14 protein-coding genes and 2 pseudogenes are annotated in these 22,465 nt (G+C 53.4%); 10 read left to right on the forward strand and 6 right to left on the reverse strand.

Going from position 1 to position 22,465, the window contains the following annotated elements:
* Positions 1-13: 13 nt before the first annotated feature.
* Together NBH13_RS00465 and NBH13_RS00470 are read left to right on the forward strand one after the other, a co-directional pair.
* Positions 14-1,039 carry an HAD-IIA family hydrolase gene (locus NBH13_RS00465; protein ID WP_250778507.1) on the forward strand — a complete coding sequence of 342 codons (1,026 nt, stop codon included), beginning with the start codon at positions 14-16 and terminating at the stop codon, positions 1,037-1,039.
* Between the two features lie 10 nt (positions 1,040-1,049).
* Positions 1,050-1,832, forward strand: coding sequence for a TlyA family RNA methyltransferase (locus NBH13_RS00470; protein WP_187324923.1), 783 nt, complete (start codon positions 1,050-1,052; stop codon positions 1,830-1,832).
* A gap of 119 nt (positions 1,833-1,951) precedes the next feature.
* On the opposite strand, the gene NBH13_RS00475 is transcribed toward NBH13_RS00470, so the two are convergent.
* Positions 1,952-2,605 carry a potassium channel family protein gene (locus tag NBH13_RS00475; RefSeq protein ID WP_033501112.1) on the reverse strand — a complete coding sequence of 218 codons (654 nt, stop codon included), beginning with the start codon at positions 2,603-2,605 and terminating at the stop codon, positions 1,952-1,954.
* Between the two features lie 87 nt (positions 2,606-2,692).
* Positions 2,693-4,156: a potassium transporter TrkG gene (locus NBH13_RS00480; RefSeq protein ID WP_250778508.1), complete on the reverse strand. Its 1,464-nt coding sequence runs from the start codon at positions 4,154-4,156 to the stop codon at positions 2,693-2,695.
* A 268-nt stretch (positions 4,157-4,424) separates the two neighbouring features.
* On the opposite strand from NBH13_RS00480, the gene NBH13_RS00485 reads away from it, so the two are divergent.
* The 8 genes and pseudogenes from NBH13_RS00485 (at position 4,425) to NBH13_RS00525 (ending at position 14,312) form a co-directional block, all read left to right on the forward strand.
* Complete coding sequence (locus NBH13_RS00485; protein ID WP_250778509.1) at positions 4,425-5,363, forward strand: NAD kinase; 939 nt, start codon at positions 4,425-4,427, stop codon at positions 5,361-5,363.
* A gap of 8 nt (positions 5,364-5,371) precedes the next feature.
* Positions 5,372-7,078: a DNA repair protein RecN gene (gene recN, locus NBH13_RS00490; protein ID WP_039198524.1), complete on the forward strand. Its 1,707-nt coding sequence runs from the start codon at positions 5,372-5,374 to the stop codon at positions 7,076-7,078.
* 97 nt (positions 7,079-7,175) lie between these two features.
* The gene (locus NBH13_RS00495) at positions 7,176-7,835 is read left to right on the forward strand and encodes an HAD family hydrolase (RefSeq protein WP_250778510.1); all 660 of its coding nucleotides are present in this window, start codon (positions 7,176-7,178) and stop codon (positions 7,833-7,835) included.
* 251 nt (positions 7,836-8,086) lie between these two features.
* Positions 8,087-8,464, forward strand: a complete 378-nt coding sequence (locus NBH13_RS00500) for a GntR family transcriptional regulator (protein ID WP_250778511.1) — start codon at positions 8,087-8,089, stop codon at positions 8,462-8,464.
* Positions 8,461-9,236 (forward strand): annotated as a pseudogene (locus NBH13_RS00505) (ATP-binding cassette domain-containing protein). The gene NBH13_RS00500 and the pseudogene NBH13_RS00505 overlap by 4 nt, the downstream one beginning before the upstream one ends.
* Positions 9,233-9,655 carry an ABC-2 transporter permease gene (locus NBH13_RS00510; protein WP_250778512.1) on the forward strand — a complete coding sequence of 141 codons (423 nt, stop codon included), beginning with the start codon at positions 9,233-9,235 and terminating at the stop codon, positions 9,653-9,655. The pseudogene NBH13_RS00505 and the gene NBH13_RS00510 overlap by 4 nt, the downstream one beginning before the upstream one ends.
* 639 nt (positions 9,656-10,294) lie before the next feature.
* A pseudogene (locus NBH13_RS08715) lies at positions 10,295-12,313 on the forward strand (DNA translocase FtsK); the annotation flags it as partial.
* Positions 12,314-12,794: 481 nt separating this feature from the next.
* Positions 12,795-14,312, forward strand: a complete 1,518-nt coding sequence (locus NBH13_RS00525; RefSeq protein WP_250778513.1) for a DNA cytosine methyltransferase — start codon at positions 12,795-12,797, stop codon at positions 14,310-14,312.
* On the opposite strand, the gene NBH13_RS00530 is transcribed toward NBH13_RS00525, so the two are convergent.
* From NBH13_RS00530 to NBH13_RS00545, 4 genes are read right to left on the reverse strand one after another with little or no spacing between them, the layout of a single operon-like run.
* A complete protein-coding gene (locus NBH13_RS00530) occupies positions 14,309-16,726 on the reverse strand; it encodes an AIPR family protein (protein WP_250778514.1) in 2,418 nt (805 codons plus the stop codon). The genes NBH13_RS00525 and NBH13_RS00530 overlap by 4 nt on opposite strands.
* Complete coding sequence (locus NBH13_RS00535; RefSeq protein WP_117645389.1) at positions 16,723-17,712, reverse strand: PD-(D/E)XK motif protein; 990 nt, start codon at positions 17,710-17,712, stop codon at positions 16,723-16,725. Before NBH13_RS00535 ends, NBH13_RS00530 begins: the two co-directional genes overlap by 4 nt.
* Positions 17,713-20,430, reverse strand: coding sequence for a Z1 domain-containing protein (locus NBH13_RS00540; RefSeq protein WP_250778515.1), 2,718 nt, complete (start codon positions 20,428-20,430; stop codon positions 17,713-17,715).
* Positions 20,423-21,865, reverse strand: coding sequence for an ATP-binding protein (locus NBH13_RS00545; RefSeq protein WP_250778516.1), 1,443 nt, complete (start codon positions 21,863-21,865; stop codon positions 20,423-20,425). The genes NBH13_RS00540 and NBH13_RS00545 overlap by 8 nt, the downstream gene beginning before the upstream one ends.
* Positions 21,866-22,465: the final 600 nt, after the last annotated feature.

A 22,465-nucleotide genomic window follows, 5' to 3' on the forward strand; every position in this document is an offset into this window, starting at 1 on the left:
TGACGTGGCCCGCATGCTGAAGTCCACGAATCAGCCGCTCAGCGAAGCATACTCGCTGGCATTGCTTGATCTTGACGGCGTGGTCTACCGTGGTAAGAACCCGGTGGAACATGCTGCCGAGAATATCCGCAAGGCCGAATCCTCGGGCATGACGGTGGAATACACCACCAACAATTCGTCCCGACTTCAGGCCGTGGTGGCAGACCAGCTGAAGGGGTTCGATTTGGATGTCGAACCCTGGCAGGTCATCACCTCGTCGGTTGTCGCCGCGCGCATGGTGGCACGTGCTGTGCCTGAAGGTTCGAAGGTTTTCGTGCTTGGCGCCCAGCATCTGCGTGAGGAAGCGGCCAAGCAAGGTCTTGAAGTCGTCGATTCCGCAGAAGCGCAGCCGGTCGCCGCCATCCAAGGATGGTATCCCGACATGTCTTGGAACGAAATGGCCCAAATCGCCTATGCCGTTGAGCATGGCGCGACCTATTTCGTGACCAATCGTGATCTGACCATTCCTCGTGAACTTGGCATCGCGCCGGGATGCGGTTCTATGATCATGGCTGTGATCAATGCCACCGGTGTGGAACCGGTTTCGTCCGCAGGCAAGCCGGAATCCGCCATGTATGACGAGGCACGCATTCTCGCAGCCCATGATGATGGCGAGCCGTTGGACAAGGAACAGTGCCTCGCCATCGGCGACCGTCTCGACACTGATATCGAGGCGGGCAATCGTGGCGGGTACGATTCCCTTGCGGTGTTGACCGGCGTCACCAATCCGCGCGAACTCATGTTCGCTCCGGCGTATCTTCGCCCGACCTACATCGCCAAAGATCTGCGGGGCTTGAACGAGCCCGCTCCTGAAGTGGTGCATGATGAGGGCGCATGGCTGTGCCGCGATGCGAAGGCCCGCGTTGACGGCGACCGCCTGTATGTCACCGACATCACCAGCGTCGACGGGTTGCGTGCCGCATGCTGCGCTATGTGGGCCGCGGCCGACAGCGGGCGAGATGTGAGTGGCGTGATCGTTCCGGAACTCCGTATTTCCTAACGAACAGTTCATGCCGATTATTGGAAAACCATTGCGAAACAGTGATTCCGTTCAAGTGGTTCGTCTTGACGTTGCGTTGTTGGAACGAGGTCTGACCGACAGTCGTTCCAAAGCGCAACGTTTGATCGCGGACGGCAAAGTCAGTGTGAACGGTGTCACCGTCACCAAGGCGTCAACGAAAGTCTGTTGCGATGACGTCATCACAGCAGATAGGGGAGACGGTTACGTTTCCCGTGGCGCATACAAGCTTGTCGGCGCGTTCGAACAGTTCGCCGCCGCCGGATTGCGTTCCGCGCAAGGATTACGTTGCTTGGATATCGGTGCGTCCACCGGCGGTTTCTGTGATGTGTTATTGCGAAATGATGCTGCACAGGTCGTCGCATTGGATGTTGGCCATGGACAATTGGATCCGAAAATCGCACATGACGATCGTATTGTCGAAATGAGCGGCGTCAATATTCGCGATGTGTATGTGGATGATTTGCCGTATCGTCCGGAAATGATTGTTTCCGACGTGTCGTTCATTTCCCTGACCTATGTGATTCCCGTGATCGCAAGAATCGCCGCACCGCAGGCACAGATCGTGCTACTGGTCAAACCGCAATTCGAGGTCGGCAAGGGCAACCTTGGAAAAAACGGGATTGTCGAAAGTCAGGAATTACGCGAACAGGCGTTGGCATCCGTCGTGGCATGCGCGGAATGCAACGGGCTTGACGTGCGCGCCACAACGGTATCTCCCATTGAAGGCACGCATGGCAATATCGAATATCTGCTGTACGCGGTCATGCAATGAAACAGTGGCTGATTGAGAAAACCGTGTCTGCAGTGTAAGCAAGGCAAATAAGGTAAGTAAAAGAAAATCCGGAAATCATGATTATGAAATTCCGGATTTTTCCATATGGAACGAGCATGTCAGCCGCGTAGGAACCGGTCGATCTGATCCTGCTTGCCCATGATGATGAGCTCGTCGTTGCGGTGCATGATGAGCTCTTTCGAACCGTATTCGAATTCCTTGCCCGGGGATTTGATACCGACCACGGTGATGCCGAAACGTTCATGCACGCGAGCGTCTTCGATTGTGTAGCCGACCACGTGTGCGGGGGTATGTATTTTGACGACGTTGTATGCGCCTTCAAGTTCGATGTAGTCGAGATAGTTGCCGGACACAAGATGTCCGACGCGTTTGCCTGCATCGGTTTCCGCGTTGATGATGTGGCGTGCGCCGATGCGCTGCAAAATGCGGGCGTGTTCCTTCGACACGGACTTGGCCCAAATGTCGGAAATGCCGGCGTCGAGCAGATTGCCGGCGGTAATGACGGAAGCTTCGACGCTGTCGCCGATGGCCACGACGGCCGTGTCGAAATCGGATGCGTTGATTTGCTCCAACGCCATCACATCGGTCATGTCGGCCTGCACGGTGGGAATCTGCGAAGACCAACGGTTCACCAGTTCGCCATCTTTGTCGACGGCGAGCACATCCTGACCCATCATGTCGAGCGTGGTGGCCACAGAGCTGCCGAAACGCCCCAAACCAACTACGAGAACGCTTCTGGTGTTGTTAGCCATGATGTTATACACCTTTCGAAATTCCGTCTTCAAAAAACTATATTCATGTGTGATTGCAGGCAACTGCAAGTATATGAAGCCGTATCGTCAGCCGACCACGATCTGCTCGGTGGGGTAGCGGACGGCCTCGAGATTGTGTGGACGCGAAATCGCGTAGGCGATGGTGAGCGGTCCGAGACGCCCGATGAACATGGTGGCGGCGAGAATGTATAGCGCCGTTGGGCTGCTTTCACTGGCTACGCCCACCGAGTAGCCGCCCAGGCCGAACGCGGAGCAGGTATCGAACAGTGCGTCGCACAGCGAGCAGTCGGTGATGATCATCAGCGCCATCGACACCACGGTGACCAGCATGAGGCATGCCGTACTTACGGCCACGGCGGTCATAACCGCCTGCGTGTGGATGCGGCGGTGGAACGCGTTGATGTCGTGGCGTCCGGTGAATGCGGCACGACAAGTCAGCAGAATCACCGCGAACGTGGTGACGCGGATGCCACCTGCGGTCGAGGTGCTGCCACCGCCGATGAACATGACGATGGACAGGAACACTTTGGTTGCGTCGCTGACGCCTGGCATCCACGACAGGTCAAATCCGGAGCTTCGTGGCATGACGGCCGCGACCATGGCGTGCCAGAGGCGCGGCTCGATGCCGTCTCCGGCGAACAGCAGCTTGTTGTTCCATTCCATCAGCAGGAACCACGTGAACGAGGCGATCACAATGCAGAACGTGGTGGTCAGTGTGAGCTTGGTGTGCAGGCTCCAGCGCTTCGGAGGACGGCGCATGCGCCAGGAGCGCATCAGGTTCAACAACACCGGGAAGCCGAGGGTTCCGCAGAAAGCACTGGCCAGGATCGGCAGGCCGACCGCCCAGTTGTTGACATGCAGCCCGGCTCCGTCGGGGGTGAAGCCGGCATTGTTGTACGCCATGACCGCGAAGAACAGCGATTCCCACAATGTGTGGCGCACATTGCCGTGGTTGACTTTGTAGAGGCCGGGGAACAATGCGACGAATGTGATGCCTTCGATGACGAACGCGGTGGTGATGACCACGGTGAGCACGCCTTTGATTTCACCGAGCTTCGTGGTGCCGAGTTCGTTGGCGGTCAGCATGCGTTGCGTGGCCTTGAGATGGTGGTTCACGGCCAATGCGATCAAGGAGGCGAACGTCATGACGCCAAGGCCGCCCATCTGCACGGCGAAGATGAGCACGCCTTGGCCGAAGGTGGTCCAATGCGTGGTGGAGTTGACGATGGAGATGCCGCATGTGGAAATGGCGGATACCGCGGTGAAGAACGCGGTGGTGAACGTGGTGGTTTCGTCTTTCGGTGTGGCGATGGGTGTCATCAGCAACGTAGTGGACAACGTCGCGAGCGTCAGGAAGTAGAAGATGGTCAGGCAGCCCGGATGGTTGACGAGTCGGTGCACGAGGCCGCGTTTGCGCGGCTTGCGGTCTTCCGCCATGGCCTTCTCGAAAGTATCTCCCGAGAACCACCATGCGTAGCCATGCGAGGCCTCACGATTGGAGGAGGACTCGTCAAAGACGAGGTTTGACATGCCGTTCCTCTCTCCTTTTCTTATGATGTGTTGGTCTTCTTTCCTGTGAGCTATTGTAAGCATATGTGCGACTAACAGGCTACTTGACGGCTGACATTCCTGATTCGTGGCTTGCATTGGAGGCGGATTTGGGGTATTTCCGCGGGTTTTGGCATGTTTCCGACGCGCATTGCCGGTTTTCGTTCATTTGTTCGATTACACTGGAGGTCGGTGGCGTCTTCATAGGCGTTTTTCATAGGACGTTTCCTTTGCTGGAAAGGGATTGACGATGTTCGGTACCCGTCATGCGGTGGTGGTGACACATAGTCGCCTGAGAGAGAGCGGAACGGTGGTTGAGGAGGCGGTCGAGCAGCTGACCCAGGCCGGTTTCGAAGTGTCGATCATCGACAATATCGAGGCGCCGGACTTCGGCAGGCAGTCGCCGGTGGTTCCCGAACGAACCGAAATTGTGGTGGTGCTCGGCGGGGATGGCACCATTCTTCGAGCGGCCGAACTGGTGCACTGCACCAGCGTGCCGATTCTTGGCGTGAACTTGGGACATGTCGGTTTTTTGGCGGAATTTGAAAGCTTCCAGATGAGTGAGGCGATCCGCAGGGTTGCCGAGCATGATTATTCCATCGATGAACGCATGATCGCGCATGTTGACGTGTGGCTGCCGGGGGCGAATGAGCCGATTGGCGATTGGGCGTTGAATGACATCACGCTGGAGCGTGCCGACCGTGGCAAAATGGTCGAATTGTCGATTCGCGTGGATGATGTGGAAATGAGCTCCTTCGGCTGCGATGGCGTGATTGTATCGACGCCGACCGGTTCCACTGCGTATGCGTTTTCCGCAGGAGGGCCGATCATGTGGCCGAACGTGAAGGCGTTGCAGTTGGTGCCATTGGCGGCTCATGCCTTGTTCGCCCGTCCGTTGATTATTGGTTCCGGTTCCACGTTCGCCATCGATATTCTCGAGGATTCCACGTCGGACGGCTGGATCTGCTGCGATGGCCGCCGCCAACGCGCATTGCCACGAGGCACGCGCGTCGAAGTACGCGAATCGAAGAGCACCTTGCGTCTGGCCCGTCTTTCCGGCGTGCCCTTCACGAATCGCTTGGTCACGAAATTCGATCTTCCTGTTGTCGGATGGCGCGAACAGGCACGTAAAACCGGGGAAGTACATCACGGCCACGTGTCTCCGGAAGATAAAGAAGCGAACGAGTAAAAACACTGATGCTTGAAGAACTTGAGATTCATAATCTTGGACCGATCCGTTCGGCATTGATCGCGCCTGCCGGCGGTATGACGGCGATCACCGGTGAGACGGGTGCCGGCAAATCGATGCTGCTCAGTGCGATCCGGCTGATTTCCGGCGGCCCTTCCGACGGTGGCCGCGTATCGGTTGGAGCGAACGAAGCGTGGGCGCAGGGCGTGTTCGAGGTCGCCTCATCGCCTGCGGCGGTTGCTGCGGCGCACGAGGCGGGTTTCGAACCTGAAGACGGAGAACTGTTCCTGTCTCGCAAGGTGCCTGCCTCCGGTCGTTCCCGCAGCATGCTGTCAGGGCGTAGCGTGCCTCGTTCCGTACTGGGGTCGATCGCAGCGGAGCTGGTGACGATTCATGGTCAGGCAGACCAGCTGCGTATCGCTTCTTCCGTAAGACAACGTGAGTTTTTGGATCGCTATGCCGGCGATGACGTGGCGTTGGCCGCATACGGCAAAGCTTGGAATGCGCTTCGTGCCATGGATGATCGGTTGGAGCGATTGTCGAGTCAGGAGTCGTCCATGCGTCAGCAGGCGGACTACCTGCGCGAGTCCATCGAACGAATCAACCGCATCGATCCGCAGCCGGGGGAGATGGCCGAGTTGCGTGCTCGCCGTGATCGCATTGAGAACGCGGCCGAGATCGCCGAAGGGGTGAACCGTGCGTTGAGTGCGTTGGATGCTTCGCAGGTTGTTGACGATGTTGAATCATCCAGCGCCACCGATCTGATTGATCGCGCGTCGCAGGCGCTTCGTGCCATTCACGTGGACGGCGTGTTTTCGGAATTGGCCGATCGGCTTGATTCCATCAGTACTGATTTGTCTGATGTGGTGTTTACCTTGTCGGGCGAAGTCGACAATGATCTCGGCATGGAAGACTTGGATGCCATCAATGGACGTATCCATGAGCTTGACGAATTGGTTCGTCGTTGGGGCCCGGAATTGTCGGATGTGATCGCGTGGAGGGATCAAGCGGTGTTCGACTTGGAAGACTTGGATGCATCTCCGGAAAAAGTCGGCCAATTGCAGGAGGAACGCGAGAAACTGTTTGGTGAAGCGTTGAAAGCGGCACGTGCGGTAAGCAAAAGACGTACCGCCGCGGCGAAAGAGCTCGCCGCCAAAGTCACTGCGGAACTTGAATCACTGGCCATGAGTGGATCAAAGCTGGAAATCCGCGTATCGGAACGTGAACATTTGGACGCCTCCGGTGCTGACGACATTGATTTTCTGTTCACACCGTTTCCCGGCTCACCGCAAATGCCTATGGGTAAAAGCGCGTCTGGTGGCGAGCTGAGCCGACTCATGCTGGCACTCGAACTCGTTGCGGCGGAAAAACATGTGGTGGCGGGCGGTTCCGTGCCTCCCATGACGTTCATTTTCGATGAGGTCGATGCGGGTGTCGGTGGCAAAACCGCGGTGGAGCTTGGCGCGCGATTGGCGAAACTCGCTCAATCCGCGCAGGTCATAGTTGTCACCCATCTGCCGCAGGTCGCATCCTGGGCCGACGAGCAATATGTTGTCGCGAAAGGCGAAACGAAAGATGGGTCGGTCGAAACCACCATCAAACAGGTGCGTGGCGGCGATCGTGTGCATGAGATCGCACGCATGCTGTCCGGCAGCGAAAGCGAAGCCTCGCTGGAACATGCCGAAGAACTGCTCAAATCATCGGTTCTCGATTAACGTAGGACGCACAATAATAAAGGACCCCGTGAAACAGGAATCGACCATCAAAAACTGCGTGAGCAGTTTTGAATAAGAATCGAAAGGCAGGATATCGATGGCAAGCAACCAAGGCAAAGGCGCCATTTTCGATCTTGACGGCACACTACTTGATTCCATGGGCGTATGGGATCAGGTTGACATCGATTTTCTTTCAAAACGAGGCATTGATGTGCCGGACGATTACATGACGAAAGTTGCAGCCATGCAATTCCGCCAGATCGCCGAATATACGATCGCGCGTTTTGATCTATCCGACACTCCCGAAGAGCTGATGGACGAGTGGGATCATATGGCTCGCGTCATGTATTCCACAGTGGTCGAAGCCAAGCCATATGCGCGCGAATATCTCGCTCAATTGAAGGGGAGCGGAGCGAAACTTGCCGTTGCCACATCGCTACCGCCGATGATGAGAGAGCCGGCGATGAAGCATGTTGGTATTTTCGACTACTTCGATGAAGTGGTCAGCGTCGATGATGCCGGCGATGTCGGCAAAGACCGGCCGGACGTGTATCTGTTGGCTGCATCTCGTCTCGGAGTCGAGCCGGGGGAGTGCACCGTGTTCGAGGATTTGCTGGTCGGCATGCGTTCCGCCAAGTCGGTTGGCATGAAGGTATGGGCCATGCACGACGATTCGTCCGATGCCGATTGGCCCGAGATCTGCGAGCTTGCGGACGGTATCATGTTCGATTTTCATGACGCTCCTCAAGAGCTGTAGTTTTACCGGATATTCAGACAATCCGTCAAGAGATTTGTGATGGTTTTGGATCCGCTTATAGCGGGTCCTTTTTTATTGTTCAGCACATGCGACCCGCTATCCTGCGGGTTATATGCTCCTGTGAAAACCGTTGGAAATACTGAACTTAATTGTTTAAGTTGATGCACATGCAACTGTTATGCAATACACTATAACAGTTTAATGAAAGTGTGATACTGTTATATATAACAGCAATACAGAAAGGACGCAGAATGAAGCTGATCATCTCATCCGTGTCCGGCGAACCGATCTACGAACAAATCAAGAACCAAATCCGTGCCGCGATACTTTCCGGCGAACTCCAACCGGGTGAAGCATTGCCATCCTTGCGCAAACTTGCCAAGGAGCTGCGCATCTCGGTACTCACCGTCACTAGGGCATACAACGAACTGGCCGACGAGGGACTGGTGGAGAACATGCAAGGCAAAGGAACGTTCGTGATGAGCCGAAGCAGCGAGCTGATGAAACAGTGTGCCCGAGAGCGCATCATGCAGGTCTTCAAGCAGACGTGTGCGGCTGCCAAAGCCGCCGACATCGAGCTGATCGATCTGCTTGGCATGTTCGAACAAGCCTACAAGGAACAACAATGAATACCACACCAGCGTGCATGGGTGAGAAGATGGCGTTGGCCGTCACCTCATTGGCCAAGCGTTTCGACTCCGGATTCATTCTGGATGACATCACCTTCGACCTGCCTTGCGGATACATCATGGGACTCATCGGACCCAATGGCGTGTGAAAACAGTGGAACGAGCCATGGCGCCACTGTACCCGGCATGGGATCACGAGCTATACCAAACGTATCTGCAGCGTTTCGATCTGCATCAGGGGAGGAAAATCAAAGAGCTTTCGCGAGGCATGCGCATGAAACTCATGCTCGCCGTGGCACTCAGCCATGATGCGAAACTCCTGATCCTCGACGAGCCGACCAGCGGACTGGACGTGCTCGCCCGCGACGAACTCATGGACATTCTGGCCGACTATGTGGCGGACGGCGAACACGGCGTGCTGTTCTCCACGCACATCACCGCCGATCTGGAACGCTCCGCCGACTTCATCGCCTACATCAATGGCGGACTCCTCTACTACACCGGACCCAAAGACGAATTCGAAGATACGTTCCGCATCGTCAAAGGCGGGCCGAACGAACTTGCTGACGCCATAACCAATACGGCCATAGGACTGCGCCGTTACGAAACCGGTTTCGACGCACTGGTGAGCGTCGATCGACTCTCGCATATCGACATGCAACGGTTGCAGGTCGAACGGGCGTCCGTCGACGACGTCATACGCCTAACCAACGCGAACGCACGAGGATACACGATTCTCGGCAATTCCGGCAACGGAAAGGAAGAACGATGAGCGACCTCACGGCATCCAACGCAACGGTAACTACGCCGGAACCCTCGCAGCGACTGAGTACGGCCATGACGGCCATGATGCAACAGATAAGACTCGACCTCTATCGGGTAGCGGGCTCCAGCAAAGGCATTCTCATGTTCTGGCTGCTGTTCGGCATTATCGCGCTACCATTGCTCTACTGTTTCACTTCGCAGCGGGCCATGTCCGTCATCGTGGGAATTGTTGCGGTGATAGCGCTTCTGTTCGTTGGCATCGTCAAGCAGTTTCCTGAAACATGCCAAATGCTCGCCACCGGTTTTGACAGCATGATGCAGCACAATCCCGCCGTACTTATGATGGCGGCCATAGTGGTGGAGGCGATTCTGCTCGTTGTTTCATACCGGATCGCCAAACGCGTATGGCAATCCAAAAGTATGTGACGGAATCGCAGGCGGTTCACGCAAGCCAAACAAAGAGGGCTGGCACGCACATTCCACATGTTCCATATGACGTGTGCCAGCCTTCGTTCCGTCAGTCATGATCCACTGGTTCTGATTGCCCTGAACATACTCTGCTCACCCTCAGGACTCATGCAAATATGCAACTTATCACAATCCAAACCCATAATGGCACGCGTCCACGCACCATTCGCGCTCGTTGATGTTGGTTTTTGTGGAATGTATTCGCTGGTGCGAAGCTGATAGGATGATGGGATCGTCCATAGAAGGGCGGCTCTTTTTCGGCATCTGTTGTGCGGCTAATGCTTGGAGGGATGGTGCATGGGGTTTTACGGATACGGGCAGGTAAGTGAGAAGACCGCCCAAGTCGGAGAGTTCATCAAGCTTGTCTCCGACGCTGGTGATAATCCTCGTTTTGCAGTGGCGGACGTCAAACGATTGCTCAAGCTTTACGAAGAACAGTACGCTTATTTGGAAGACACCTTGGTAAAACAGATCGCAAAACTCCTTGGTGACATTTCCGATAATGCTGGTATTAACGAAGAGCAAAAAGCAAGGCTTCTATGGGTCGTCAAGATGCTGAAAAACCCGGTATCGAATTGTATGACTCCGGTTTTTCGTAATAAGCGCTTTGTGCTTTCTGGAGATTTTGAAATGCATGGCGGCAAAACGACCGCCGCTGAGATGATTGAGAAGGCCGGTGGCAAGGTCACAGAGTCCGGGCCTTCAAAAAGCACCGATTATGTGATTGTTGGTAGTAGGGGCAACGCGGCTTGGGCTTTCGGCAGTTATGGAACGAAAGTCAAGCATGCCATTGAATTAAAGATTGCGAATAAGCCCGCCATTGAGATTGTTTCGGAAAGAGCTTTTCTGGACGCGCTTGAAAAGGCCGATGCGGATGCTCTTGAAACGCTTTCCAAGAAACAAGAGGAATATAAGCGGATCTGGTCCACGGCAAAAAGCGTTGTCGTGGATTTCCATGGCTTGACTGATGGTCAGAAAAAAGTTTTTGACTTGGTTAAAGAAGGCAGGAACGTTTATCTTACGGGCCTCGCTGGCACGGGTAAATCCTATATTGTCGAGCGGATTATTGAATGGGCGCAAACGTCGGGGCTGAATGTCATTACATGCGCTCCGACGGGTATAGCCGCGCTAAACGTGGGTGGTTCGACAATACACCGCGTTCTTGGCATTCGCCCGATGCGGACTTTGGAAATAGACCCGCATCCTTTTATACCTATGGATTCACCTCTCCTGGACTGTGATCTGTTAATTCTCGATGAAGTGTCCATGTGCCGTATGGATGTATTCGATTATCTTTCCTCGGTGTTGAAGATTGCTGGCAATATGCGCAAACGTCAAGGCAAGGGTCTTTGCCAATTATTGGTCGTTGGTGATTTTTGCCAGCTTCCGCCCGTTGTTACCGACGAAGAGAGACGGTTTTTGGAAGAAAAATATGGCTATGACGTTGGGGAAGCGTTTGCGTTCCAAAGTAGCGAATGGGATTTTTGGGATTTCGAAAAAGTGGAACTCTGCGAGGCGATCAGGCAAAGGGACACTCAATTTGTCGCGGCTCTTAATGCTTGCAGGGTCGGCGACAAGAATGGTGCGCATTGGATAGAACAGCACGCTCTTTCCGAGCCGCTGTCTGATTCCATCATTCTTTGCGGCACCAATGCTCAGGCGTTGGATGAGAACATGCGGAGGCTTGACGCCTTAAAGGATGAGGAAATGACATTCGTGGCGTATGTGACCGGTGAGGTTCTCAAGGCAGATATGCCGACGGATGAGGAGCTTTCGTTGAAGCCTGGCGCGCGGGTCATGGCGCTTGTCAACAACTCTGAAGATACATTCATGAACGGTTCATTGGGAACGGTCATAAGTTGCGATGGTTCAGGTGCCCTGGTTCGTTTTGATGGAATAGGGACTACTTTTGTGCAAAGCTTTGAGTGGAAGATCACGAAGCCTGCTCTTGTTAACGGTCGCGTTGAAAAAGAAGTTGTGGGAACATTTGAACAGATACCCCTTAAATTAGCTTGGGCAATTACCATTCATAAGTCACAGGGGCAAACATTCGATAGGGCGATTATCTATCCGGATTGCTGGGATTTCGGCCAGTTATACACGGCTCTGTCGAGACTGACGGATATTCACGGGCTATATCTCGCTCACCATATAAATGATAACTTCCTAGTTGCCTCCAAAGAAGTGCTTGATTTTCTCAATGGAGAAAGAAAGGCGGATGATGCTCGGAGAGCGAAGGCTATTCGGACCCGACCTGCTCCACGCCGAGTGTCTAACAAGAAGGATATTAAACCAGATAGGAACATTGGCGTCGATCTGGATGATTTCGATATCCACTGGGGCGATGGTCCGGACGGTGTGAATCCGGATGAGGATATCGGCGGCGATATGGACTTGCTTCTGCAGGCGGCGGAACTAGTCGTCACTTCACAGTTTGGTTCCACGTCTATGTTGCAGCGCAAGCTGCGCGTTGGGTTCGCCAAGGCGGGCCGCATGATGGATTTGTTGGAGTCGCATGGCGTTGTGGGGCCTTCCGAAGGGTGCAAGGCCCGTGAGGTGTTGGTGCAGCCTCAGGACCTGCCGCAGGTGCTTGCCTTCATCAAGGGTGAGACGGCGATGCCTGTTTCGAAGACTGCAAGCGATCCTTGGGAAGCCATGGATTCTTGGGAGGATGAGGATCTTTGGGAAGATGAAGATTCGTGGAATGTGGAAGACCCTTGGGCTGTGGAAGAAGTGCCCAAGCCAAGGGCCGCTCAAGAAAGATTCAAATCTTCGAATGAGGAGGATGCAAAGAAAAAGACTTCGAAAGGCGGCCTGTTTGCGAGGATTAAGCGGCTGTTCAGTGCGAGGTAGCGCGGCTATACATGCTCGCTTCAGGGAAGTTACTGTCATCCGTGACGTTCCTCGGTTCTTTTCGGATGGTATATCCGTTATTTGCACCCATACGGGGTGAAAACGTGTGCGTTGTGGCGACGCGCTAAATACGGTAGGCGGCTACTTTCTGCATGTATTTTGCGATGCTCGTGAGTTTACTTCAATTTACCTGGTATCCTGGGTTTTGGACAGCCGTTGACGTTCAATTCAAGGAGTTTTCACTATGCCCATGGATCCAATACCGGTCATAGACCTGTTTGCGGGACCGGGCGGTATGGGCGAAGGATTCTCTTCCCTGCGTGACGAAAACGGTGAGCCGGTGTTCCGTACCATCATGTCTATAGAGATGGAACGTACCGCGCACGCCACATTGAGGTTGCGCGCGTTTGCTCGCCGTCTTATGGATGCGAATGGACAGCTGCCCCAAGATTACATCGACTATCTCAGGACTCCTTCCAGTGAGAATCTTGAAAGATTGAAGAATTCTCATCCAGAAGAGTGGGCCGAGGCTGAAGCTGAGGCAATCCAAGGAACCCTCAAAGAGGGTGATGATGAGTTTGTCGAGATGGCGAAGAAACGGTTGCGAGGGCATGACGGTCCTCTCGTGCTGATCGGTGGTCCGCCGTGCCAAGCGTATTCGCTTGTCGGGCGCGCTCGTCGTACCCATGACAAGGACAGTCTCGAAAAGGACGTCAAGCAGACGCTCTACAAGTGTTATCTGCGGTTCATCGAGGTACTCAGGCCTACGGCATTCGTCATGGAGAACGTGAAAGGGCTGCTGTCCGCGCGCAATTACGGCGAAGGCGTGTTCGGACATATCCGTGCTGATATGGAGGCGTTGGGATACGAGCTGCATTCTATGGTTGTGAAAGATCCAGAGCGGCCTCATGATTTCATTGTTCGCGCCGACGAATTCGGCGTCCCCCAGGCCCGTCATAGGGTCATCCTGTTCGGTACCAGGAGCGGGTGCGGCCAGGGCGCTCCCGGAGTGATGACTCCACGCCCAGTTATTACGGTCGACCAAGTATTAGGGGAGATGCCGCGCATCCGTTCTGGATTCTCCTCCAGAGTTCATGACAAGCTTGACTGGAAGGAATACGTCCGCAAGGCTGCGGAAAAACTCATGCTCACTCCGGAGGGATCCGCATTGGGGCCGAGCTTGGAACCCGTGATGGAGGGCAGGCATCTGCCTTCCGCACAGCATGCCGATGGCATCGGTGTTGAAGATCGGAATCCATTAGCCGACTGGTATCGAGGCCATCTTGCAGGCGGCGGTGTGTTGCCCGAGCATGTTGCACGTAACCACATGGATTCCGATCTGGATAGATATTTGTTCTGCGCGGCTTACGCGCAGGAACATAAGACTTGTGCGAAGCTGTACGATTTCCCGAAGTATCTGTTGCCGAACCACAAGAACGCCGAAGGCGCGGCCGAGGGCAAAGAGGTAGTATTCGCGGATCGGTTCCATGTACAGTTGCCCGATCAGCCGTCGACTACGGTCACGTCTCACATCAGCAAGGACGGGCATTACTTCATCCACCCCGATCCGTCTCAGTGCCGTAGTTTGACCGTGCGTGAGGCCGCACGCTTACAGACATTCCCAGATGACTACTTCTTCATGGGCAACCGCACTGATCAGTACAGGCAGGTTGGCAACGCCGTGCCACCATTGCTGGCGCAGCAAATGGCACAGGTCGTTGCCGACTGGCTAGGTGAACCATCTGTCGGATACTACCGCTAATCCCGGGGCCTGAACAGAGAAGCGGGGAAGCCGCGCTTCACCATGTCATTACCCAAACGCCATAGCAAAACGGTTTGTCGGTCGGTCAGTTGAAGTCCTTTGGAAAGTCTCGCCAATGCCGCCATCATCTCTTGGCTGATCATGTAGCGTTTCTGCCCCCACTGGATTATGGTCTGCCAGTTCTGCTCTGGAATGGACATGAGAAATTCACGTCTGTCATCAACGCTGGCGTCTTCAGAAGTGATATCTATTTCCGGTCTTAATGAAACCTGCTGCTTTGTCTGCAGTTCGCGTAACGGGAAGCCTGCATCCAAGCATCGTTTGAGCAGATTGTTCAAAGCGTTTTCATTAATGGGCAGGTCATCGCCGGAAATGAGTGTCTCCAAGGAGCTCTTTGACTTTGGACTCAAATAGTGTTTGGGAGTTGCGAAAGTGATGAGTCTCTCAAGAGATTCGGGAGTCAACGCATGCCAGTCGGATACTAGAACATTGTCGGGGGGTAGTTCTTCCACAGCTTCGTTGGATGCCTTGTGTCGCGGTTCCGGAGCAGCCGATACTTCATCCTCTTTCACTACTCGCTTGGTGGCGGCATGCTTGGGTTTTTCCATGACGATTTCAACGTCATCGGCATCAAGACATGTCGCCTTCCCCTTTAGGTTGTTCCAGCATTGATCCTTTTTCGCCCATTCGCTCACGTTCTGCACGGGACGGCGTGGATCGTTAAGCACCTCGGAAGCCTGTTCTCCCGCTTTCAGAAGGCACCCGAGCATATGCGCGTCGATGGACTGCCTTCGCCAAATGGCGTCGAAATCACAGGACAGACCGGCACGCCGCAGATCCAAGGAATACTTGGCAACGGCATACTCGGCAACGTTCGCCTGGTATGCTCCCAAGAACCATTCGGCCTTCTTGATGTGTTTGTAGACGGTATCAAAGATGATTCGCTTGCAAATGAGTTGCTTGTAAAAATCGACGTTCAACTCATCCGCCGCGCTCTTGTTCGCCGACTGCTGGTTGACGAATTTAGCGAAGCACTTCTGGGCTCCAAGACTGGCGACTTGAGGTTGCCCGTCCCAGCAAACAAGATATTTGGGGGCGTCAACCATTTTAATGCGTTGTTTGCTTGGGTTGGCCTTCTCAAAGGCCTTACGTGAAGCGGTATCCCGACGGTTCTTCTCGCTGTCGTATTGGCCACGGGCACGTTCGTAATACCAATGTGTCTGGATCGCGCCCGGCAGAGGCGGGGTCAATGCCTGCTTGGACAACTGCTCAAGCTTTATCTGATACTCGCTGTTGGAAGAGAAGTCGGCCTCCGCGACCTTGTTCTGGGAATTCGTGTACCGGGAGATATAGGGGACGAGTTCTCGCGCCATATCCTCATGAACGACGACGAGTTTGACAGGGACGATGACCCTGCTCAGATCGGTTTTGTCCTTTTGCCCTGTGTAGAAGATGGATGCGGTGGTTTGACCTCCATTGACAATCTGGAGGTCATCAAGCCTGATGATCCGCCCTTGTCCGTCTGTCTCCACATGTGTGGCGGTGGCGGTGAGGCCGTTGTTGTAGGCCACGAATCTATCAGGCTGATTGCAGATGGTGGTACGAATTCCTTTGTTGACTTTGCCACGCATTGACAGGAATGACCGCACGTTGGCTTCCATCAGTTTCGATCCGTACTTCTTGTACCATCCGGAAAGAACGTCCCCCGTGACGAACAGAAGATAGGTGTCCATATCTTCCATATCGTCAGGAGCTTTGACCGTGGCGATGCCGCCGGGCAGTTCGATCGACATGTGTTCGGCTAATCCGGTGGAATGCGACGCTTCCATAAGCCTGCGTATGTCCCAAGTGTGGTATTCCCAGCTGATATGCTGTTGTTCCTTTTCCTTTTTGTACTGGTCAATTTGGATAGCTTCTGGGTCGCTACGGCCGGTGTATTCGCGATCGGTAATGAAGTAGAATCGTGCGCGACGAATACCGGCGCGGTTTTGTTTGATGAATTGAGCGAATTCGTAGGTTTCGCTACTCTCTTCGGCTTGCGCTTGGTAGTCGCCGTTCCATGCGGCAACAAAGAACCGTTGCATTGCCTTGAAGTATTTTTTGCATTCCGCAGCTCGTATAGTTTGCGGCGCGTTTTGGTCATTCATGGTCAATCTGTCATCGCAGACAATAACCACGATGGATTCATCCAATTCGAAAGCGTCCTGATCGTATCCATCGATGGCCAAGGATTTGGACGTGCCCATGGCGTAACGACAGTAGGCGGGGTGGTATGCGGTGATGGCCTCGCTGTCTCGCAGCGTTTCGCAGGCGGTCTCGAAAAACGCCTCCTGATCGTATATGTCCCGGTCGCGCGCCAGTTCAAGGACCTCGTTCCACAGATCGTGCCGGTATTCCTCGATTTCTTCCATCATTCCTCCACCATGGCCGATGTGCTCTCCGACTGCAGATATGGCGTCAGGTTGCTTCTGCTGATATGGTACGTGAGATTCGAAACGCCGATTGGTATCGTCCCGGGTTCGATCCTCGGAAACCCGTTTTCGACTCGATAGGTAGATATCGTACCGATGCGGAATGCGGTTTGGGAGACCAGCCCCGAATACAGATTCAGACCCAAGTTCGCCAGACCGTCATCCACGTATTCCGTGACTGTCGCGGGATCGACTGCTTTTTCACGTAGCCTATCGACGAGCTGGGGAAGGGTCAGCCCATGCTCCATATCCTTCGTTTCCTGTATCTCGAGAACCATGAGCTTAATGCTTCTGTCACTGGTATCAAGCTGCTCGGGAGACGATATGGTGATGCTTTCCGCCGTTTTATGGATGGTCTTCACCTCCCAAGCGATTTTCTCATCCGGGAACTGAAAATCCTGCGGAGCCGCGTAAGGTCCCTGCCATGCGACGCATACTTCTTCGATGGTCTTTCCGGCCTGTTGTGCGATTTCCATCGCCGCAACCAATTCCCCGAATGTGCCGCGGAGCAGTTTCGCCATGTCGGAATTGCGGGACATCTTCAGCAGCCTCTGCCATTGATCGACTGTCGCGTATATTTGCCGCAATGCCGCATCCTCGGAAGGGGCATCCGCAATGCGATTCGCAAAAGCCAAACAGATCTCCCCGAAGGCATGAATCAGACTCCAATCTTGGAGAATAAACGTGAGCGCCCATTTCTCACGAGGTCTGGCGTTCCCGCGCATACTAACGCGAACGTCGATGGCCTCCAACCGATTCAAGGTCTTAGGCTGGCGTTCGGTAAGCAGCATGATGTAGGGGAGCCCATCGACCGTGCATCCAAGAACGATGGGTAGTCGAAGAGTTGTGTCCAGCTCATGGTTGGTGCGTCCCGGACGCCGGGCCTCATCTCTCCAGAGGGAGATTATTTCATTTATGGAAAGACTCATTTAATCATCACCGTATTCTTCGGCTTTCCTGCTTAATTCGGCGAATTCACGTCGTTGAGCGACGGTGTTGTACATGTAGACCGTTTTGCCGAGATGCTTGTTCAAGTTCACCTCGTCAACCGGGACAATGAGCTTCACCCCGAGCATGCCAGGGCCTTCTTGCGGTGACAATCCTTGATGACCATCGGAATTTTTCACGCATATACGATAGAAGAGAAGGCTTGGATGATCTCCGAAGTACTCGGTCAGATAGTATTGGCGCTCCGAACTATTTTTCTGGTCAATGGGAAGCTGATATGTGCAGGCTGCAATCTTGAGTGCATCGTTCTTGGAACCGAGGCGCATTTTGTCGTCATTGATTTGGAACTGTCTATTATCCCGAAATGTGCATTTACGTTTGACTTGGGTCCAATGAAAATTGACGCCTTCCACTTGTTCTCCGTTGCCGTTGATGAAGCCAATATTCCAAGTCATATCGGGATTTTCTGACAGCTGGGTGCATGCGTACTGTTCGGCCATGCTTGTGTTCATTTCAATTTCCTGATCGCGATAGGTCATGAGAGTAGGGCCGAAGAATGTATCTCTATAGCCTGATCGGTATTGGGAAAGGAAATCCACGATGGCCTTGGCGGGAACATTTTGAAAGACCTGTGTCTCAACCATGGGCGATACGGATGAGATGACTTGTGGTGCGTGGCAGACATTGAGAAGCTTCATGAATGCTTCATCGTTCTGATTTCGACGCTTCATATCAACATCAAGTTTGATTGACTCGATGATTTCACCTGCCATGTCAAATTCTTGGTAGCCGATTCCTTCCACAGCGTTGCGCATTTTGCTCGCATTGGTGATTCGTACACCCTTGTTCGGGTTCTTTCTGATGGCAAGCCCGAACTGTTTGGGCGTCATGCCAAGATGCTTCATCCTGCTCGCGGATTCCTTGAGCTCTTCCACGATAGAACATGAGTATCGGTAATCAAGCACGGATGCCGGCAATAGCCAGATACGTTGCAGATCCGCGTAATTCGGACGATATCCAAACCAGCGCCCCATCTGCAGGAGAGTATCGGAAGCTGTCACTTTTCGGTAGAACACACTGCAGATAAGACCGTTGAGCGTCATACCTCGTGAAAGCTGGTTTCCTCCAATAAAAATGGTGCATTCGTTGGAGGTCAGATCCGGTGGAACATCGTTTCTGAGGCTCCAGTCATCGGAATCGGAGTTGACAAGCCTGACACGAAGTCTACTGGATTGGACAAGACGCTTTATCCGTCGGAACATCATTCCCCAAGAAATGTCCGTGCTTGTGTAATACTCACTTTCAAAAGCCTCTTGCAGGTCATCGATTCTCGGATCTCCATCCGCGTGGAATCGTACGGCATTCTCAACCTGTCTTAAATAACTGCTGACCCGGTCAGCGATCTGACGCTGTACATCGGTGAATCGTGACATATGGATAAGCATGGACTGTTGTTCGTCTTCCGCGTTGGGACGGAGAGCGCACGCATTGATGAAGGTGCAGACGGCATGCTTGACTTGGTCATCCAATTCGGGGTCTACGATGTCGTAGTTCTTTCCATGAGATACAGGCAACCAACTTTCCAGCTCGTCTTCATCGATTTCTCTCACGCAACTTGAATCTTCAGGAGTGCTGTCCATATCACCAAACAGCTTCTTCGCTCCGATATATGCTTCGGGGGATTTGAGTATGTGAATGAAATCTTGCGGGAATAAATCACTTTCATCCGCATCGTCGATGAAGATGTTCGCGAATGGAGTTGCTGTAACGGCAACGTAAGAAGTTCGGGAGCTGATTTGACACAGATTGCGAATCAGTGAATTGATTCGTGTGGGAGAATCATCCAGTTTGGCGGAATTGACAGATGCATAGTCGCTCTCGTCATCAATGATGAGCACAGGCAGATCCTTGTCGAATTCAGGACTGTCAAACCACTTATTGAATTTAGAGAGAATTGACGCGTTTTTCTTTATCACTGCCACGCAGGGGGCGGCGCTATTCCATGTTGGGCGTGGAAAGCTATGGAATGCCTTATCGTAGGCTGCAACGAAGTCATTTTCATTGGTGAGCTGGCTGGGGTGCGCAATATTCTGCTGGTATTTTCCGATGCCCACTCGGATTCCATCCTGCCAGCCGATGAAATCAGTATCAATACGTTCCTGTGTTTGTTGTCTTAGATTCTCATTATCACTAGTCAATACGATGATGAGGTGGTATCCACAGTCTGCAGCCTTGTTCATCAGAGCGATATAGGTGCGGGTCTTTCCGGACTGCACGTCGCCTAGAATCAAACCTTTTCTGGAAACTGCCGGTTGGTTACGACGTGGATCCGCCAACAGTTTGACTATCTCATTGGCGGTATAGTCGAGGGTCGAATAGCCGGAGTCCTTCTCCATGACAAGGTACTGGTAGTACGAATCTGACCGAGGCGTTTCCCAAGTATCAGATGATTGCATATCTGACAGCCATGGTTTCCATGTCGAGTTTTGGCCAGTGAGAGTTATGCCCTCATCGATTTTGGGAACCAATTCGTTACGCAACTCACGAAAAGTACGTTCGTATCCCTCGGAATCTTCGGATAGATCGGGATGTTTCTTTGCAAGCGTCCTCAGGGCATCTTCGATTTCTTTTTCCGAAGGTGTTTCGTCCATCAAGTAGATTTTTACCTTGTTCTTGATGTTCGTCCATCTGTTATTCATGCGACACCTCCATCAGGATTTCTTCGGCATTCTGGCATAAGGAAAACGGCTCTTTGGATTTGTATTTCTCGACAAAAGCTGAAGCGCTCATATGCTTCAACTGGTTCGCGAGCATCCACATGTCTTGGGCGCATTCACGTATCTCGTCATCGGTTAGACTATTCTCCGCGCCATGCTCGTCCACTGAGAGCCGTGACTGCACGTCGTTGTATGGGAACGCTGCGGCGAATACTTTTATCATCCCGCTGAAATCGCGTCGTTGCTCCACGGAAAGGTTATCGATGAATCCTTTCACGTATGGATTGTCCGTATTAATCTCATAACGAAAAGAGCCATCTCTGTCACTGATGACGTCCCAGATGCGAGCCTCCGGATCGTTCGATGTCTTGCGCCCACGGAACTGTTGCGTGCGGCGGCTGGGAGCGGCTAATTTCTCCACGTAACGTTTCATCGCATCTCGTATGGTCTTCGGAGGCGTGGCCTGCGACTTCTTGATGTCGAGCGTCCACTCATCATCCATGTTGTTTGGGATATCGACTTGTACGCGAGAAAGTTTTGTTGCCTCTTTGCGGGCGAGAAGGCGGAACCAGCTGCCCCAAGTGATTAGTCGGTACGCGCGGTAGATATAGAAGCCTTGGGTATCGAACAGGGTGTGTCCTTTTTCCTGTTTCAGATCAAGCAGGCTCCTGTCTTCCATGGTCAGCTTGTTCTGATAGGGGAGTGTGTATCCGCATAATGTGGCATCGGTACCGGGGATACGCTGCATCCGTTGACGCTGCGTGGCAAGGTTGTTCACGAGAAAAGGATCGCGTTCCGGTACAGGCTCGTCGTTCACGGTTATCGAGATGCGTTCGATTTCATCCTCCGGATACGGGTGGAGGAATCTATGGAACACGAGACCCAGATATCCGGACAGTTCGAGCATGGCCTGATCTATATCCTGCAGAGAGTCGCCCGCGACGTTTCCCAGACGATCCAAGTTGCGCCACAGCACGCATGTTCCATGCATGCTAGGCATGAGATCCCGCACTTTTCGTGGCAATTCAAGATTGGTCCGCTCCTCATCCAAGGTTTCAAGATCCCATTCGCGTGTTCGCGCGACATGGTCCAGATCCCAACGAAGCGTGTTCTGACGTCCATGTTGGACGGTGGAGAGCATGACGGAACGCGCCTGTGAGAGGGACGCGGTCTTCAAACCGAGCCCGAAACGGCCCAAGTCGCTGGCGTTGCGTTTGGCGTTCGGGTTGGTTCCGGCGAGTTTCATCGCGTTCACAGCCGTCTCATAGTCCATGCCGTCGCCATCGTCAATGATTGCCATATACGGATCTTCGCCGTGGTCGAAGTAGCGGATGCTGATGGTTTTGGCGTGGGCGGCGATCGAGTTGTCGATGATGTCGGCCACCGCGGTGTTCAGACTGTATCCGACAGACCGCATCGATTCCAAAAGGTTTGGATCAGGTGTGCAGTCTACCATTTCGAACCTCCCGGACATCTTTGTAGAACGTTGATAGGAAAAGTCTACTGCGTCAGAGGGAATAATCTTTAGATTGAGTCGTCTTTTTTACTTCTCGGGCATTTCAGCAAATAAGAATTTTATAAAAAACGCTATATGTGAAGAGCCGTCCATCGAAAGGGCGGCTCTTCGTACCGGACAAAGTTGTGGAATAACTGGTAACCGTTATTTCAGCGCCATCTTGCTGAGGAATTCCTGGACTCGTGCCGTCTGGGGATGGTCAATCACTTCCTGGGGTGTGCCTCGTTCCAGAATCGCTCCTTTGTCCACGAAAACGACGCAATCGGATACGTTTTTGGCGAATCGAATTTCATGTGTCACGATAATCATCGTGACACCGGTTCCTGCGACCTTGGTAATGGTGTCATTGATCGAAAACCGTTACCGGGATACGCTACGCCTTTTGGAGAATTCATGACCGCCTCAGCAAGGGGAGCGACGAGATTTTCGGTTCTTCTACGAGATAGAGCATTTCCAATCTGAGCACTTCTCGCTCTGCGCATGAGTCAGCTTGCATCCTTC

This window comes from Bifidobacterium intestinale (genome assembly GCF_023656765.1).
GTDB classification, from domain to species: domain Bacteria; phylum Actinomycetota; class Actinomycetes; order Actinomycetales; family Bifidobacteriaceae; genus Bifidobacterium; species Bifidobacterium hominis.

Excerpts from the sequence above, each read along its gene's own strand:
- NBH13_RS00465 (WP_250778507.1), top strand. The coding sequence starts at position 14 with ATGCTGAAGTCCACGAATCAGCCGCTCAGCGAAGCATACTCGCTGGCA.
- NBH13_RS00470 (WP_187324923.1), top strand. The coding sequence starts at position 1,050 with ATGCCGATTATTGGAAAACCATTGCGAAACAGTGATTCCGTTCAAGTG.
- NBH13_RS00475 (WP_033501112.1), bottom strand. The coding sequence starts at position 2,605 with ATGGCTAACAACACCAGAAGCGTTCTCGTAGTTGGTTTGGGGCGTTTC.
- NBH13_RS00480 (WP_250778508.1), bottom strand. The coding sequence starts at position 4,156 with ATGTCAAACCTCGTCTTTGACGAGTCCTCCTCCAATCGTGAGGCCTCG.
- NBH13_RS00485 (WP_250778509.1), top strand. The coding sequence starts at position 4,425 with ATGTTCGGTACCCGTCATGCGGTGGTGGTGACACATAGTCGCCTGAGA.
- recN (WP_039198524.1), top strand. The coding sequence starts at position 5,372 with ATGCTTGAAGAACTTGAGATTCATAATCTTGGACCGATCCGTTCGGCA.
- NBH13_RS00495 (WP_250778510.1), top strand. The coding sequence starts at position 7,176 with ATGGCAAGCAACCAAGGCAAAGGCGCCATTTTCGATCTTGACGGCACA.
- NBH13_RS00500 (WP_250778511.1), top strand. The coding sequence starts at position 8,087 with ATGAAGCTGATCATCTCATCCGTGTCCGGCGAACCGATCTACGAACAA.
- NBH13_RS00510 (WP_250778512.1), top strand. The coding sequence starts at position 9,233 with ATGAGCGACCTCACGGCATCCAACGCAACGGTAACTACGCCGGAACCC.
- NBH13_RS00525 (WP_250778513.1), top strand. The coding sequence starts at position 12,795 with ATGCCCATGGATCCAATACCGGTCATAGACCTGTTTGCGGGACCGGGC.
- NBH13_RS00530 (WP_250778514.1), bottom strand. The coding sequence starts at position 16,726 with ATGATGGAAGAAATCGAGGAATACCGGCACGATCTGTGGAACGAGGTC.
- NBH13_RS00535 (WP_117645389.1), bottom strand. The coding sequence starts at position 17,712 with ATGAGTCTTTCCATAAATGAAATAATCTCCCTCTGGAGAGATGAGGCC.
- NBH13_RS00540 (WP_250778515.1), bottom strand. The coding sequence starts at position 20,430 with ATGAATAACAGATGGACGAACATCAAGAACAAGGTAAAAATCTACTTG.
- NBH13_RS00545 (WP_250778516.1), bottom strand. The coding sequence starts at position 21,865 with ATGCGGTCTGTCGGATACAGTCTGAACACCGCGGTGGCCGACATCATC.